This window comes from Polaromonas aquatica (assembly GCF_050626995.1).
In the GTDB taxonomy this organism is placed as follows: domain Bacteria; phylum Pseudomonadota; class Gammaproteobacteria; order Burkholderiales; family Burkholderiaceae_C; genus Polaromonas; species Polaromonas aquatica_A.
The window spans coordinates 3041986-3056744 of the sequence record NZ_CP192467.1 but is presented as its reverse complement, the minus strand read 5'-3'; the positions used below and the strand labels follow the sequence as shown (position 1 = coordinate 3056744).

17 protein-coding genes and 1 pseudogene are annotated in these 14759 nt (G+C 57.0%); 11 read left to right on the top strand and 7 right to left on the bottom strand.

Going from position 1 to position 14759, the window contains the following annotated elements; genetic code table 11:
- The first annotated feature begins 945 nt into the window (after positions 1 to 945).
- From ACQ4MS_RS14635 to ACQ4MS_RS14600, 8 genes and pseudogenes are all read left to right on the top strand, one after another.
- Complete coding sequence (locus ACQ4MS_RS14635; protein WP_431095356.1) at positions 946 to 1365, top strand: DUF2007 domain-containing protein; 420 nt, start codon at positions 946 to 948, stop codon at positions 1363 to 1365.
- An 89-nt stretch (positions 1366 to 1454) separates the two neighbouring features.
- The gene (locus ACQ4MS_RS14630; protein ID WP_431095355.1) at positions 1455 to 1763 is read left to right on the top strand and encodes a DUF3601 domain-containing protein; all 309 of its coding nucleotides are present in this window, start codon (positions 1455 to 1457) and stop codon (positions 1761 to 1763) included.
- Positions 1764 to 1851: 88 nt separating this feature from the next.
- Positions 1852 to 2577: a hypothetical protein gene (locus ACQ4MS_RS14625; protein ID WP_431095354.1), complete on the top strand. Its 726-nt coding sequence runs from the start codon at positions 1852 to 1854 to the stop codon at positions 2575 to 2577.
- Positions 2578 to 2822: 245 nt separating this feature from the next.
- Positions 2823 to 3233 (top strand): DUF4019 domain-containing protein, encoded by a 411-nt coding sequence (locus ACQ4MS_RS14620; protein WP_431095353.1) that lies wholly within the window; start codon positions 2823 to 2825, stop codon positions 3231 to 3233.
- 1009 nt (positions 3234 to 4242) lie between these two features.
- Positions 4243 to 4968, top strand: a complete 726-nt coding sequence (locus ACQ4MS_RS14615; RefSeq protein ID WP_431095352.1) for a S1 family peptidase — start codon at positions 4243 to 4245, stop codon at positions 4966 to 4968.
- 111 nt (positions 4969 to 5079) lie between these two features.
- A pseudogene (locus tag ACQ4MS_RS14610) lies at positions 5080 to 5247 on the top strand (HNH endonuclease); the annotation flags it as partial.
- 36 nt (positions 5248 to 5283) lie between these two features.
- Complete coding sequence (locus tag ACQ4MS_RS14605) at positions 5284 to 5781, top strand: hypothetical protein (protein WP_431099651.1); 498 nt, start codon at positions 5284 to 5286, stop codon at positions 5779 to 5781.
- Between the two features lie 83 nt (positions 5782 to 5864).
- On the top strand, positions 5865 to 6233 hold the full coding sequence (locus tag ACQ4MS_RS14600; RefSeq protein WP_431095351.1) for a hypothetical protein: 369 nt from the start codon (positions 5865 to 5867) through the stop codon (positions 6231 to 6233).
- A gap of 84 nt (positions 6234 to 6317) precedes the next feature.
- Here ACQ4MS_RS14600 and ACQ4MS_RS14595 read toward each other — a convergent pair whose 3' ends face one another.
- The gene (locus ACQ4MS_RS14595) at positions 6318 to 6533 is read right to left on the bottom strand and encodes a glycine zipper 2TM domain-containing protein (protein WP_431095350.1); all 216 of its coding nucleotides are present in this window, start codon (positions 6531 to 6533) and stop codon (positions 6318 to 6320) included.
- A 590-nt stretch (positions 6534 to 7123) separates the two neighbouring features.
- On the opposite strand from ACQ4MS_RS14595, the gene ACQ4MS_RS14590 reads away from it, so the two are divergent.
- Positions 7124 to 7504, top strand: coding sequence for a VOC family protein (locus ACQ4MS_RS14590; protein ID WP_431095349.1), 381 nt, complete (start codon positions 7124 to 7126; stop codon positions 7502 to 7504).
- A gap of 90 nt (positions 7505 to 7594) precedes the next feature.
- On the opposite strand, the gene ACQ4MS_RS14585 is transcribed toward ACQ4MS_RS14590, so the two are convergent.
- Both ACQ4MS_RS14585 and ACQ4MS_RS14580 read right to left on the bottom strand, forming a co-directional pair.
- Entirely contained in the window at positions 7595 to 8239 is a 645-nt protein-coding gene (locus ACQ4MS_RS14585) for a hypothetical protein (protein ID WP_431095348.1), read from the bottom strand.
- 37 nt (positions 8240 to 8276) lie between these two features.
- On the bottom strand, positions 8277 to 8651 hold the full coding sequence (locus ACQ4MS_RS14580) for a helix-turn-helix domain-containing protein (protein ID WP_431095347.1): 375 nt from the start codon (positions 8649 to 8651) through the stop codon (positions 8277 to 8279).
- A 143-nt stretch (positions 8652 to 8794) separates the two neighbouring features.
- Here ACQ4MS_RS14580 and ACQ4MS_RS14575 point away from each other — a divergent pair, with 143 nt between their 5' ends.
- Both ACQ4MS_RS14575 and ACQ4MS_RS14570 read left to right on the top strand, forming a co-directional pair.
- Positions 8795 to 9664, top strand: a complete 870-nt coding sequence (locus ACQ4MS_RS14575; protein ID WP_431095346.1) for an XRE family transcriptional regulator — start codon at positions 8795 to 8797, stop codon at positions 9662 to 9664.
- A gap of 82 nt (positions 9665 to 9746) precedes the next feature.
- Positions 9747 to 11114 (top strand): sensor histidine kinase, encoded by a 1368-nt coding sequence (locus tag ACQ4MS_RS14570; protein ID WP_431095345.1) that lies wholly within the window; start codon positions 9747 to 9749, stop codon positions 11112 to 11114.
- A 26-nt stretch (positions 11115 to 11140) separates the two neighbouring features.
- Here ACQ4MS_RS14570 and ACQ4MS_RS14565 read toward each other — a convergent pair whose 3' ends face one another.
- The 4 genes from ACQ4MS_RS14565 to ACQ4MS_RS14550 all read right to left on the bottom strand — a co-directional run bounded on the left by ACQ4MS_RS14565 (position 11141) and on the right by ACQ4MS_RS14550 (position 14729).
- Positions 11141 to 11725, bottom strand: a complete 585-nt coding sequence (locus ACQ4MS_RS14565; protein WP_431095344.1) for a LuxR C-terminal-related transcriptional regulator — start codon at positions 11723 to 11725, stop codon at positions 11141 to 11143.
- Positions 11726 to 11939: 214 nt separating this feature from the next.
- The gene (locus ACQ4MS_RS14560; RefSeq protein ID WP_431095343.1) at positions 11940 to 13277 is read right to left on the bottom strand and encodes a tryptophan--tRNA ligase; all 1338 of its coding nucleotides are present in this window, start codon (positions 13275 to 13277) and stop codon (positions 11940 to 11942) included.
- Positions 13278 to 13946, bottom strand: a complete 669-nt coding sequence (locus tag ACQ4MS_RS14555) for a site-2 protease family protein (protein WP_431095342.1) — start codon at positions 13944 to 13946, stop codon at positions 13278 to 13280.
- Between the two features lie 147 nt (positions 13947 to 14093).
- Entirely contained in the window at positions 14094 to 14729 is a 636-nt protein-coding gene (locus ACQ4MS_RS14550; RefSeq protein WP_431095341.1) for an L-threonylcarbamoyladenylate synthase, read from the bottom strand.
- Positions 14730 to 14759: the final 30 nt, after the last annotated feature.

The following is a 14759-nucleotide window of genomic DNA, read 5'->3' as shown; positions in this document are numbered from 1 at the left end:
CAACAGCAGGCTGCGGCTTCACCGCTCGTGTTGGTGGTCCGGTCATTTCTACGTTAGCCGACACATGCGCACTCGCTGGCTTTTCTCACCCTGGAGGTTCGCGATGGTCGCTCCCCCCATCGCAGGGGTGCTGACATTGATAACGACGCCTCTCGGCCAAGTGGCGTTTTCCTTCTTTCCAATCTCCTTGATATTTGCTGCACTGGTTTCAACGTTGTTCGGTGTGCTGCCGGCTTTTGCGGCTGGTCTTGTTTTTGCGTTCCTTGCCCTGGGATGGGAGGCAACGGGGCGCGGTAGGTCTGTAGGCCCCCTGATTGGCGCCATCTTTGGGCTATTGAGCACAATAGGACCTATGGTCGTTTTTCTGCGAATAATAGGTCCGGGGCAATTGGAGCGAGTTGGTCCCGAGCTGCTTCTATTGGGTATTGGTGCGGTAAGTGGGGCCGTGGCAGGCGCGTGGTGCTCCCGTTCTGAAAGCGTCGAGCAATCGGCAGGTACCGACTAACATGGCAGTCAAGAAACATCGCCTTCGGCATCCATTTACTTCCAACGTTAGACCGCAGAATTGATGTCGTGCCCGTACTGCAAGACTGTGAACGCCCTCTGCTTCTGGGGGCCTCGTCCCGAAGCGCGGTGGAAACGTCCGTTCCTGTTCGTGTGCTCCCTCGCACTCGTAGCTGGCTTCGGCTGGGCGCTTTGGCACTTTCGGGGCCGCACGGATGCGTGGCTGTACTTGGCGCTCACGACATTCTTGGTCCTCATGGGAGGTCTCGGCTTGGCGGTCTCGGTTCACGGTTGCAGCGCCTGTGTAGCTCGCCTAACTGGGGAGGCCTGAGCATGCGCGCGCTTCGGCCTGGTTTGCCAATCGACACGGCCCCACAGCAGCAGGAGGCGGCTTCGCCGCAAACGTTGTTGGTCCGCTCATTTTTACGTTAGAGTTCACTTTTGAACCAAGTCATTGCATTCATCGTCGTCGAGGTTCATACGAGCCCGTGGGAAGCTCACGTCGCTCGGGCACTTCTGGAGTCTGAGGGCATTCCGGCCTTCCTTGGAAGCGAGCATATCGTGGCGGCTTGGTGGCCCATGTCTATGGTTTTCGGTGGCGTCCGCTTGCTCGTTCGTCGCGAGCATGTTGAGCAAGCGCAGGATGTCCTGACATTGCGTGATCGCGGAGAACTTGAGGCTGCCTTAGCCGAGTCCTATCCATCTGAAGTCATGCAGTGCACGCTCTGCGGGTCGGAGCAGTTTGTAGAGCGTAGGAGTTGGCCCGCGATCACGCTCGCGGTTATGCTGTTGTTCATCGGCCGTGCAATTTTTCCGCCGGCGAAAGAACTTCGGTGCGTTTCGTGCAATGAGATCAAGTGATGAGCTCTAACAGGTCAGTCAAGGCAGACCCTCTACTGCAGGCTGTCGCTTGCATCGGGTCCGCTTACCTCCAACGCTAAACGGCAATCATGTTCGGTCCTAATGCACTCGGCCACTGGAGCGGGATCAAAGCGCCAAATGCGGGTGGCGGCTATCGCTTTCTGAAAGTAGGAGAAAAGTATCGCGTTGTGCGTCCATTTACGGACCATGACGGCGACTTGCACCAGGAGGGCGAGTCGTGGACCTTTCTTGGTTATGCATTCCTGCCGTACGACGATGGGCTCTCTTTGTTTGTCTCGCTAGATGGAGCAGGTGAGTGGCATATCCCTATGCAGTGCCGTCCTGAGGAACAGGGTGGAGTGGTTGATGAATTCGATGACTATGTGCAGTCGGTTTAAGACATTGACCTCCGGCGGCTTGGCGTTTAACAGGTCAATCCAGACGGACGCCTTCGGCGCCGCTGGTTTCCAACGTTAGGCTGAATACATGGATCCCGGGGACATTCTGCGCAGGGGGCAACTGCATGCATCTGAAGGGCGGCATGGGGAGGCCCTGAGCGACTATCTTTGGTTTCATCAGCATGCGTTGAAACACGATCGCGCCTACTATGGAGTGAGACTTTCATTCGCTCTGATGTACTGGAAGGAGCTTTCCGAGGTCTATCCCCCGGCGGCCGAGACCCTGATCAACGTCAGGAACGAAGCCGCCTTCGCAGTGCTGGAAGCCCAGGGAGATACCTGGACGCTCTTCGACGAGGCAGTGGCGATCGACCGCGAACTTGGTCGCAGCCGAGACACCTACGAGCTGTTTCTTTCCTTAATGGCGAAGGATCAAGAGCGCGCGAAGAGATGTGCCGCAATTGCGATGCCCAGCATCGTCGAAGCCGGAGATTTCGCTCTCGCCACAAAGTTTTTTCCGCACCCTGAGCACTACCTTCTACTCAAAAGTGATCGTCTGAACGAAAACCTCGAGCGCAATGTTGCACCACGCAGCAGGGCGCTGGCAGAACGTGACGCATTCGTGCACATCTACTGCGAAGACGTAGAACTGCTGCTGCGCGTGATAGATGGAGTCGGAGAGAAGTCGTGGCACCGCGCTGCTACGCTGTGGGCCATTGCGTTGGTGCGGCCACGGAAAGCTCGCTCGATGGTTGCTAGTCTCTTGTTGCCTGGTGGCGCGCCCAAGGAGAGCGCTCGTGGCGCTGCAGCCTAACAGGTCGGTCGACTCGGACACGTTGCGGTCACCTTTACGTTAGATAGCTGGTGGACACACATGAAATCAGGGTTCGAAGACATGATCCGGCAATATCCAGATGATTGGAACAGAAACGTGTACGCGAAATTCGCATGTCAAGCTGGTGACGTGGATACGTTTATTGCCATGGAAGACGTCTAGCCTGGCAACTACTTTCAAAAATGCAAAGAGTACGCTGCGAAGCTGCGGCCAAACGCTCCACTATGAAGCGCATATTCATTCTCCTCCTCGCCCTCTTGTTCACCCTGTCCGGCTGCTCTCCGGTAGCAAATACGGCAGCGGCGGAGCAAGCGGTTCCACAATTCCATCAACTGCTGGATGCAGGTCACTTTTCCGAGATCTACGAGCTATCTTCCGAAGATCTCAAGAAGGTTGCGAGCAAGCAGGACTTTCTCGTCCTCCTTGAGGCAGTGCATCGAAAATTAGGAAACACGAAGTCGTCCGAAATGCAAAGCTTGAACATCACCTATAAGACGTCAGGCACTTTTGTGACCCTGGTGTACAAGACGAATTTTGCAGAAGCCGAAGCTTCTGAGAGATTTGTATTTCGCATGCGCGACAAGGCCGCGCTCCTCGCCGGTTATTACATAAATTCAAATGCGCTGCTCAAATAGAGTCGGTTCTAACTGGGGTACTCGGAACGGAAACGCAGCTGCAGGAAGAACTAACGCATCGCTTGGCCGGACGGGAGAAGCCTGCGAATAACCAGGCAAGTCAACGTTGCCATCCCCTGCAGTGCGCTGGCCTGGACAAGTGGATAAAAAGTATCGACGTCATAACGAGAGCCTCTGTTCACGAAGTCTGCGCCAAAATAAACTGCAGCCGCGCCAAGCACGGTCAAAAATCCCACCCCCCCACAAGTGATCAATCGACGCTCTCGAAAACACGTCTTCTGTAGAGCTAAGAACTGAAAATACAAGATGGACGGCATTCATAAGAATCGGAATGCCCAAAGCTATATACAGCGTTAAGGGATAGGAATCCTCTCGGTACATCCGCAACATAACGAAGCTGAGTCCCCAGCTAATCATCCTCAGGTCAAAGAAGGTACTGCGATTCATCAGTTGCTTTGAAGTGGATCGGCCACTAAAACTGCTCGATCAGTTCGCTCATCGCGACAATGCCCGCGGTTAAGCAGCCAAAAATGGAATGGCTTGAATGCTGCAATAGAGCCATCTTGCACCGAGTTGAAAAGATTCAATACATCTGCCAAAGTCAGAGCCCGATCAGAACGGGAAGTGCGGCGGTTTTTGTCATCGTGGCATCGTATCAATAACTCATTCGCATGCGAAATGGGGTCGTCTTAATGCAGCACTAAGTGCTAGTTACTAATTGCCCAAGCGCAGCGACTGGCATTCAAGGGTGTAGCCAGGCCGGGTCACGGGAAGCGATGGTCAAACACAACGGAATTGGCTTCTTGGGCCGCGCTCGTCCATATTGAGGAGGCAATAACCAAACTGCCCGCCTAGAATCGATTTGCGGGGGTTCAAGCAATTCAAACGTGCGCCTGAGGTCTCTAACATGGCAATCGACACGGACGTGGAGCTTGCAGCGTCCCGCGGCTTCGTCGCGTCCTAGTGCAAGTCGCTGGTTAACTCTACGTTAAACATCAAGGAGGTCCGCATGGAATGGCACGAGGGCATTACACAGGTTCACCCGCACATCGTTCACATTTCGACCCCTCGCGGGTCCGGCACCGGTTGGTTGGTCTCGACGAGCAAGACTACGGATTTGTGCGCGATCGCTACGGCCGCCCATGTCGTCGATCACGCACACTACTGGGAAGCACCTATTCGAATTCTCCATCCTGAATCGGGGAAATCTGTACTCTTTCGGGCCGACGAGCGTGCCATCCATCTTGATCTCTCGATAGACTCCGCGGCAATCGTTATCCGTCGCGGAGAGCTACCTTTACCTGAAGAGCCGCTGAAACTCGTGGAAGACGGGTACTACATCAAGTCTGGCGTTGAAATTGGTTGGCTTGGATTCCCCGCCGTCCATCCATCGCACGCTTGTTTCTTCTCTGGCCGCATCAGCTACTACGACGAGGCGAAGAAGCACTATTTAGTCGACGGAGTAGCGATAAACGGCGTTAGCGGCGGACCGACATTCCGTTTGACCGGAACCGCCGAACTTCTCGGCATTGTGTCCGCATACATGCCAAATCGTGCGACTGGTGAGCCGTTGCCGGGTTTGGCGATTATCCAGGACGTATCTCAGTTCTACGATATCGCCCAACGATTCAAGAATCTTGATGACGCGAAGGTAAACGAAACACCGGCTGAGGAGACAGCTGAAGCTGAGCAACCCCAGCCCGAACCTCCGCCGGCTCAAATTGGACAGAGTTAATGCTTAACCTATCAATCGATGCGGACCCACAACAGCAGGAGGCGGCTTCGCCGCTTGTGTTAGTGGTCGGTCATTTTCACGTTAGCCCCCAATTCGCATCGAGGCTCGTCTATGCCTTTCCCTCGTCAAGTTCGTGATGAAGTGCTCGTCAAGTCGCATCGTCGATGCTGCGTCTGTCATGAATTTGGTGGGCGCAGTGTAAACGTGCATCACATCGTTCAAGAGGCAGATGACGGGCCAAACACCATCGCCAACGCTATCTGCCTCTGTTTGCGATGCCACGCCGAGGCTGGCCACTTCAATCCGAGACATCCAATGGGCACGAAGTACTCGCCCGACGAGCTTCGCGCTCATCGCGATCAGTGGTGGGCTCACTGCCAAGCCCATCCCGACGAGCCTCCCGGGCTGTTCCTTGACGTTCGATTCAGAGTAAGGTCTCGCGCCGCCGATGTTCACAAGTACCGTCTGGTCGTCAACTACACGAATACTCTTTCCGAAGCACACAACGGTTGGAAGGTCCAGATCTACATCCCTGTTTTCGTACCGGTCGAAGTGGGAGACCTCGACCGGTACGAAGTCCGGGTCGACGGTGAAGCCTACGTAGAGCTTGAGTCTCGGTCCTCAGAGAAGGTCTTTCCCGGAGAGCCAATCGAAGTTATTCCCGACACTCGGCACTTCTTCATCGAGTACGAAGTTAACCATGCCAACTATCATCGCGTTCTGCGCGAGGGTAAGGTCATGTGGAAGTTCTTTACCTCCAATGCTCCGGTAATTGAGGGCGAGAGGCCCATGACGGAGCTCCAAGAGTTCTGAGGCATGGGAGCTAGCACCTCCATCGAGCGGACATGCCACGGCAGCTTCGCCATCCCGCTCATGTTGAACATTAAATGGATCTTATGGACAAGCCAACTTTCCGCGAGCGTCTCGACATGACAAACAACGAACGCGAAGTTCGGGAGCGCATAGCGCGCGGCCTCTACCACACCCAACACCTGGCAGTTGCGAAAGAATGGGTTCGCGAAAGAGAGGACGCGAGAAATCGAGAAGCAGAGGCCCGCCGCGAATCTCGAGAAGAGCAGGCGCTGGCAGTCGCCCAAGAAAACATGGAGCTAGCGAGAGCCAGTGCTGACGCCGCTTCTACCAGTGCTCACGCAGCTCGATCACAGGCAACTTGGGCCAAGTGGGCCGCAATCATCGCCGTAGTAGCAGCAATCGCAGCAGCGAAGGACATGCTCTATTCGCTGTGGCAAGCGCTCCGGTTGTAGTCATGAACATCCCTGCGTATGTACCCACATCCGTTCTGGCTTTCTTCGGTTCTAGGAGCAAGCCAAGCTACTCGAAGTGCAGTTTTATCTTTTTGGCTTGCTGACCTCGTGCCCAATCACGCCGCCCACTGCGGCGCCACCGACAGTACCCAAGGCACTGCCACCGGTTAGAGCTGAACCGGCCACGCCGCCTACGCCGGCGCCGATGGCGGTGTTTTTCTCTTGCTGGGTCATGCCGCTACAGCCCGCCAGGCCGGCGAGTACAACCACGCAAAGCGCGCTACGTTTAATGCTGTTCATTTTCAATCTCCTTAAGAAAGTGATGAAGGCTATTGAAGAGCAAATGCCGCGCAATCACGCCATCAAACCCTTCTTCACGAGAATGAATCGTCGTCTGCCGTTCCTGGTCCACCGTTCATGGAAACAAGCCACGGCGACGACTTTTCATTGCTGGTGTGTTCATGCTAGGACGCTGCTCAATTGCGGTTCTGTAGGACGGATTCCCGATACTCCGTCCAATCTCGGCGGGCACGCTTGCACGTGAAACGGACGCAGGAGCGACGGAAAAGAAGGCTAGCTAACAGCAACCTGGTGTCGTGGATTTCTCCAGAGAAGCGCTGTCAAAGCACTTTCATGAAGATTGGGCTGGATGGGAGTTGAAGTGCTTTGAAAACTTCGTAGGCTCTTACCGAGGTCCCAAAAAGAAGTCTGCCGACAGAAGGAGATATCTAGCTTGCCGATGATGCAAATATGCGTTCCCTGTTTCACTGCCTTCTACTCAACCGGGAAGAGTTGACTGGCGAGGTGACGCCCATCCCGAATGCTGCGCAGGTAATGGACTCTCGATGCAGTGCGCCGCGGCGGCCTTAAGTCAAAGTTGAGGTCAAGAAATGCATAAGAGCCGCCTGGCAACTATCGTCATCGACTGCCAAACCGACCAGCTAGATGCGGCGGCCGCTTTCTGGTCGGAGGCGTTGGGCTGGCCGTCGAAAAAACTCTCTGATCCTGACGATCAAAACTATCGACAGCTGCGCACCCCACCCAACGAGCCTACTGTCCTGGTGCAGTCTGTCTCTCATCCCAGCCGTGTGCACATTGACATTGAGACTGACAATATTGATGCCGAAGTCGAACGGCTGGAGCGGCTGGGGGCACGCCGCGTCGCACAGATCAAGCGATGGTGGGTCATGGAAGCGCCCACGGGGCAGCGCTTTTGCGTCGTACGCCCCCAGCGGAACAATTTCGAGAGTGAGGCGAATGTCTGGGGTTGATACTTTGTAGAGATTTGCAATGCTGTTTGGTGGAAGGCCCTCAACGCGTAGCGGCCCCCTTCCCTTGTAGCTCATGCCATCTTTTTCTCTTTATGCTTTCAGTCGATCGCCACCGGTTAACGGGCTGATGATGGCTTGCACAAACTCAACGCACATCATCCTGATGGGATGGACCTCGGCTTCGGTCACGCTGGCCTTGGCCATTGCTGCTTTCTCGATGTCTTCATTTTCCAGTTCTACAAATACGTTTTCACCGTCGTGTGTGCGGAGATGAACGCGCAATTTGATTCCGGTGCTGGACAGCAGCATGTTGAGATTCCTTTGTGGTCGGGTTGATGGGATTGGTTGTCGAGGCAAATGAGGTGGGCGCCGAAGCAAGGGGCCAGCCGTTCGCTCTTCGATGACTTCATTTCTGGCTGATCGCCAGTCAATCCATCGACGCATCGGCCAATCGGACCACTTCGCCACCGCGTGAGCACCTGGCTCCTGATCTACGGCAACTTCTAAGCCGGGCGGGGTTTTGCAGTCGGGGGTGACGCCGTAACTCAGCCGGCTTGTCTGGTGGCGGCTTTCCACAAAACTACCAGCCTCCAGCATGTCCATGGCTTGCTGGACATCATGAGGCTCGTATGTCGGCTTCCAGTGAGAGCCCAGCGAGTTGAGCGTCCACCAACCGCCGGTTGCGTGTAGCTGCAACCACAGGGTACGCACATCGTGGGTGAGAAGGTCGCCCATGATTGGTCGGGATCTTGTTCAGCTGCTCAGGTAACGATCAGGTCTTGGACTGCGGAGGTCCATCCGCAAGCTGGCCGAAGTTGCCTGGCGTCAGCTCATGTGCCGGCTTGCGCGGTGTCTGGTTGCGCTGATGCGGCATGGTGACGGCGATCTTGCGTGTCTGCTGAAAGGCCAGTGCGCGGTTGGCCGGATTGACATAGCGCGACGGCCACAATTCTTCGGGCCTTTTGTCGAGGGCACGCGCCACAAGCTGCTCAGCCGCCAGCCAAGGGCTGGTCAACACGCGTTGTATGTGGCTGTAACCATTTTCGATAGCAATTTTCCGCAGGCTGGTGCCTCGTTTGCGGAGGGCGGCAATGACATCGGCTGGATGCATATCGTCTTGTGCGTCTGTCGATTTCTTTGGGCTCATACCCATTATTTTCAGCACAAAAGAGGGCAAGTCAAACGGTTTTTTTGAGATGTTTCAATTTGTGCTACTTCCATGGTATTTATTACCAAAAAAATGGGTGTTATGTTTGCCTATTTTGTGCATGAAGACACAAAATAGTGTTCATGAACACAAAAGAAACAGCACAAAAAACAGGAATTTCCCGCCCACTTGGTGAGCTCCAGCCCTATTCTTTGACCTCGGTATTGCCAGCCAAGGTAGAGGAGCCAGTTGCCTGGTACCTGCATGAAGCCGCAACAGCGGCTGACAAGGCCGGGGTCAAGTCGGTACGAACCGAAGCCAGGACGGTTTTCATGCGCCAGTTCGGCCAGCGCTGCCGGATGGCCCGGGGCGCCAGGGAAATCAATGAGGTCGCGGCCACGGTCGGGGTTCACCGCAATACCATCTGGAACATTGAACGCGGCGACAGCCTGCCAGATGCCTTCGAGCTTGAAGTACTGGCCAGGGAATACCACCTGACGCCCGAGCAACTGCTGGGCCGGGAGCCTCAAAACCCAACCCGACCCGTCGCCACGGTGGCCCGAGATGTGCGCGCAGTTGAGGCCGGTACGTTTGTCTATGCGCCGCTGTTTGACCTCCGTGCCCCTCCGGATAGAGACGTCTTCAGCGATGTTGGATCGGTCGTGTCGATGCGCCCCTTTGACGCACAGTTCATCCGGTATGACCTGGGAATAGCCCATAACGACATCGTCATGTTCGTGGTGACGGGCACCTCCATGGAGCCATGGTTGCACTCGAAAGACGCAGTGCTCGCTGACCTGCGGGATCGCGATGCACTGACGGAGGGTGTGCACGTGGTAAGGCTTGACGGCGCCCTGCTGGTGAAAAAACTTCAGCGCCTGCCCGGAAGAATATTGCGTGTCAGCAGCTACAACCCGGCGTATGAGCCGTTTGACATACAGGGCTACGAAGGTACGGACCGGGATTTTGCCGTGCTTGGCCGTGTGCGCTGGGCGGGTGTGACGTTTAACTGAGCGTAAGTCCCGAGACGCCAGTGCAACAGGCGTGCGTTTCGGATGGTATTGCGGCCGCGGATGCGACGTAAACTCGGCTTCCATGGACCACCCCTTAGCGATCCGGCCTACCCAGAGCGCATCAGATATTTCGCGCGAGGATTGGGTCGAAATGCGGCTGATCCATACCTTCATGCGATATGCACAACCTGCCCTGCATTCGGCGTTGGTGCTGATCGTGTGCATGGCGGCCATTCTTTACCAGCACGTGGATTCTCTTACCCTGGGGATCTGGGCATCTGCGGCCACGGCGGTGACCTTTGTGCGCTACCGCATCATCCGCATTTACCAGCGGTCCCTGGTAGGTGTCAGCGGCCCGCCGCTGCGGGCGTTCATGGCGCGTTACACCTGGACATGGCCGATGAGCGCCGTGGTCTGGGGTGCATCGATGTTTGTGCACTTCCTCAAAGCACCTGTGTACGACCAGTTCCTCGGCATGATCGTTCTGGTGGGCATGGCCGGGTTTGCGGTGGGCACTTTTTCTTCCTGGCTGCCCTGCTTCAAAGGCTATGTGAATGGCCTTGGATTTTCCTCAATGACTGTGCTGGTTTCGCAGCTGCTTCTGGAAGGAGGGATCCCGTCCACCTTCAATACCTATGGCATGGTCGTGCTGGTGATGATTTACTGGATCGTCATTCTGATCTCCGGTCAGCGTTTTCACGAAGTGCAGCGAGCCAACCTTGAGCTGCAGTTCGACAATTCAGAATTGATCAGGTCCCTGACCGAAAAGAGCCGCGCTGCGCTGGAGGCAGTGGAAATCAAAAACCGCTTTATTGCCAGCGCCGCCCACGACTTGCGCCAGCCTGTGCACGCCCTGGACCTGTATGCCGGCTGGCTGGCTGCGGAGCCCGAATTTGTGACGCAGATAGCGCCCAAGATCGTCCGCTCCACCAAAGCGGTCAATGACCTGTTCAATTCTCTCTTCGACCTGGCGGGACTGGAGTCCAACCCGCTGCGGGTCCACCTGCAGGATGTGGATCTGAGCGGGCTGGTGCAAGACCTGGAGGCACAATACGCGCCCTTTGCCCGGGAGCGCGGCCTGCGGCTCAGGGTACGGCCTGCGGCAGGGCGAATCAGATCTGACCCCGTGCTGCTTCAGCGCCTCGTGGGCAACCTTCTCTCGAATGCGCTTCGAAATACACATCGCGGTGGCGTGCTACTGGCTGTGCGTAACAGGCGTGGCGTGCCACGCATCGAGATATGGGACACCGGGGTGGGCATTGCGAAGGAGCACCAGCAGGCGATCTTCCAGGAGTTTTACCGGATTCCCCTGCAAGGCACCGAAGAGGGCTTCGGGCTGGGGCTGGCTATCGTCGCCCGCCTGAGCGAGGCGTTGGGCCACCCTGTGGGGCTGGCCTCAAGGAGTGGCCGGGGCAGTGTCTTCTGGGTGGAGCTGCGGGAACCTGGCTAGTAACGCAGCCGTGGGATCAGGTGCTGTTAAAGCAGGCCCTGAGTGCGCGCGAGGTGGCTAGCCTGTGACCGGCTTTTCACATTCAGGCGCCGGAAGAGCCGCCACAAATGTACCTTCACCGTGTGCTCACTGATCTGGAGTTCCTCGGCGATGTCGCGGTTGCTCATGCCCTTGTCGAGCATGACCAGCAACTGCTTTTGCCGCTTGGACAACTTCTCCGTCGGCGTGGCGGGTTCGGGATCAAGCTCTTCGCTCAGGAAGACACGCAAGACGTTGGAGATCTCAGTGGCGCCCGCGGACTTCTGGATATACGCATCAGCCCCCGCCTCAATGGACAAGTCCTCGTAGTCCTGGGCCGGTGCTGCTGACAGCACCACCAGGGGAACGTTGGGGAATTGGTGTTTGAGCTCACGCACACCTGAAACACCATTGGTGTCAGGCAGCTTCAAGTCGAGGCAGATCAGTTCAGGGGTACCGTATTGCTGTACGGCGGGCATCACGGCGGCGAGCCGGTCCAGCTCGGTCACGGTGGCCTTGCTGCTCAAGCGGCGAATCAGCATGACAACTGCTTCGCGCATCAGCGGATGGTCATCTATTACAAAAATACTCATTAGTTCACATCTAAAGTATCGTTCCTGTCACCTGATGAGCATAACTGGTGAATGTCAACTTTGGGGCACTAATAAACTTGAAATTGCGGTATTTTTTCAGGGTGGTAGTACCCGAAAACAACAGCCAATAAGTCTTTCGTACCAATGTGATTCCGCTGAGGCCTGTTGCACGCGGCCTCAATTTTTGGCGGCGAGGTTGGCGTGCATCAGACGCTCAAGGCGTTTCAGATGTAAAGAATCGTAGCGTTGCTTGCACTTCTGTTACCTCGATACCGGGCGATATTTGAAGCTGATTTTGCAGTGCAGCAAACGCATTCACGCCTTCCTTCTGCAAAGCCGAAATCATCACGGCCGCCTCCCGGGGAGAGTCAAAACCATGGCTCTGCAGTAGTACCCGGCTGTCGGCATCCTGCAGCTTGAAATAAAACTTGCCGTCCTTCTCGCGGTACTGTTTGAAGGCAGGAGCAATACTTTTGACTGACTTGCCTTTCGTTGCAGCAGCGGATTTTTTTGTTGCTAGATTGCGCAAACCCACGGCGCGACGCAATTCGCCCATAAAAGGTGTCGCCTCTGCGCGTGCCTTTTGCGCACCCGCCTGCAAAGTCGCTTCGATTTTTTCCGGGTCGCTGATGAGATCGTGATAACGCTCGCGCATAGGTGCCACTTCACGGTCGATGCGTTCGAACAGTAATTGTTTGGCGTCACCCCAGGCAATGCCCTCGGCATATGCCTTGCGCAGGGCCTGGGTTTCATCCACGCTGGCAAAGGCCTGATAAATCTGGAACAGCGCCGAGCCTTCGGTTTCTTTGGGCTCGCCCGGCGCGCGTGAATCAGTGACGATGCCGGCGATCAGCTTGCGCATCTGCTCGCGCGGCGTAAAAAGCGGGATCGTGTTGTCGTAGCTCTTGCTCATCTTGCGCCCGTCCAGGCCGGGCAGCAGCGCGACGGACTCTTCAATCACCGCATCGGGCAGCACCAGGTGCTCACCATAGAGGTGGTTGTAGCGTTGGGCCATGTCACGCGCCATCTCGATGTGCTGGATCTGGTCGCGCCCCACCGGCACCTTGTGTGTCTTGAACAGCAGGATGTCCGCGCCCATCAACACCGGGTACATGAAGAGGCCCGCCGTCACGTCCGCATCCGGGTCGTTGCCGGCCGCTTCGTTCTTGTCGACAGAGGCCTTGTAGGCATGGGCACGGTTGAGCACGCCCTTGCCCGTCACACAGGTCAGCAGCCAGGTGAGTTCGGGGATTTCGGGAATGTCCGACTGGCGATAGAAGGTGACGCGCTCCGGGTCCAACCCGGCCGCGAGCCAGCTGGCGGCGATCTCGAGTGTGGACTGCTGGATGCGCGCAGGCTCGTCGCATTTGATCAACGCGTGGTAGTCCGCCAGGAAATAAAAGCTGCGGACGTCGTTGCGAAAGCTGGCCTGTACCGATGGCCGGATCGAGCCGACATAGTTGCCCAGGTGCGGTGTGCCTGTGGTGGTGATGCCGGTGAGGAAGCGGGTAGGAGAAGCCACGGCGGCGCCGGGTTGGAGGTCTTGGGTCATTTATTTCACCAGCATCGCCAGCGGCGTCAAAACGGTTTGGATCACGGTGTAGGTCACGTCCATTAAGGGGCGCATCCAGAGATTGCTGATGACACCGGAAATCACCAGCGCCATCACAATGAAAAACCCCCAGGGCTCCACGCGAGAGACCAGCAGCGCCTGTTTGTAGGGCAGCAGGCCGACCAGCACACGGCCGCCGTCCAGCGGCGGCAAGGGGAAAAGGTTGAAGACAAACATCACGACGTTAACAAGAATGCCGGCCTGGCACATCTTGATAAAAAACGGCTCGGTCACACCAGCGCCCGCGAGAAAGTAAAACAGGATGCCCCACAGCAAGGCCTGTGCGAGGTTGGCCCCAGGGCCTGCCAGCGCCACCCAGATCATGTCCCGCTTGGGGTTGCGCAGATTGCCAAACTGCACCGGCACCGGCTTGGCATAGCCGAAGAGAAACGTGCCTGCGGTTGCAAAGTACAACAGTAGCGGCATGAGGATGGTGCCGATGGGGTCAATGTGCTTGACAGGGTTGAGCGTCACACGACCCATCATCCACGCGGTGTTGTCGCCGAGATAGCGGGCAATGTAGCCGTGCGCGGCCTCATGCACGGTGATGGCGAACAGCACCGGAAGCGCATAGATGGCAACGGTTTGAATCAGGTTGGCGATATCCATGCCTGATTATCGCCCCCGCGGTCGCTCACTTCGTGTAGCTCCCTGCCCACCGAGGGAGCCGCTGCGCCTGTGGCCCGGCAGACCCGGTTCCGCAGGCCCTGCTTGAAGGGGAAGGAGAGGTACGTGACTGGAATCCCGTTCGGCGCGCTAAAGGCCCAGCGCGGCCAGCTCGCCCCTGCCCTGCCGCACCACAACAGGCTCGCCGCCATCGCCCATGGCTGTCAGGTCGATCACCGTGGTGGGCTCCTGGTGACAGGCACCCGCGTCGATCACGGCGGCCAGTTCGTGCTCCAGCAACTCGCGAATCTCGTGCGCGTCATTCAGGGGCTCGGTGCCGCCGCGTGGAATCAGTGTGGTGGCCAGCAGCGGCGCGCCGTGCAGCTCCAGCAGCGTCTGAAGCACCTTGTGTTCAGGCACGCGCAAACCGATGGTCTTGCGTGACGGATGGCTCACGCGGCGCGGCACTTCCTTGCTGGCTTCGAGGATGAAGGTGTACGGCCCTGGCGTGGCAGCCTTCAGCAGCCGGAACTGCTTGTTGTCGACCCGCGCGTAGTTCGCCAGCTCGCTCAGGTCGCGGCACAGCAGCGTCAGGTGGTGTTTGTCGTCCACACCGCGAATGCGGCGCAGGCTGTCGGCCGCGGCCTTGTCATCAAGATGACAGACCAGCGCGTAGCTGGAGTCTGTCGGCACCGCCGCAATGCCGCCGCGCTCCAGCAGTGCCACCGCCTGTTTGAGCAGGCGCGTGTGGGGGTTCTCAGGGTGAACTTCAAAAAACTGTGACATGGTGACTCAGGTGGCCTGGATGTGTGCAGA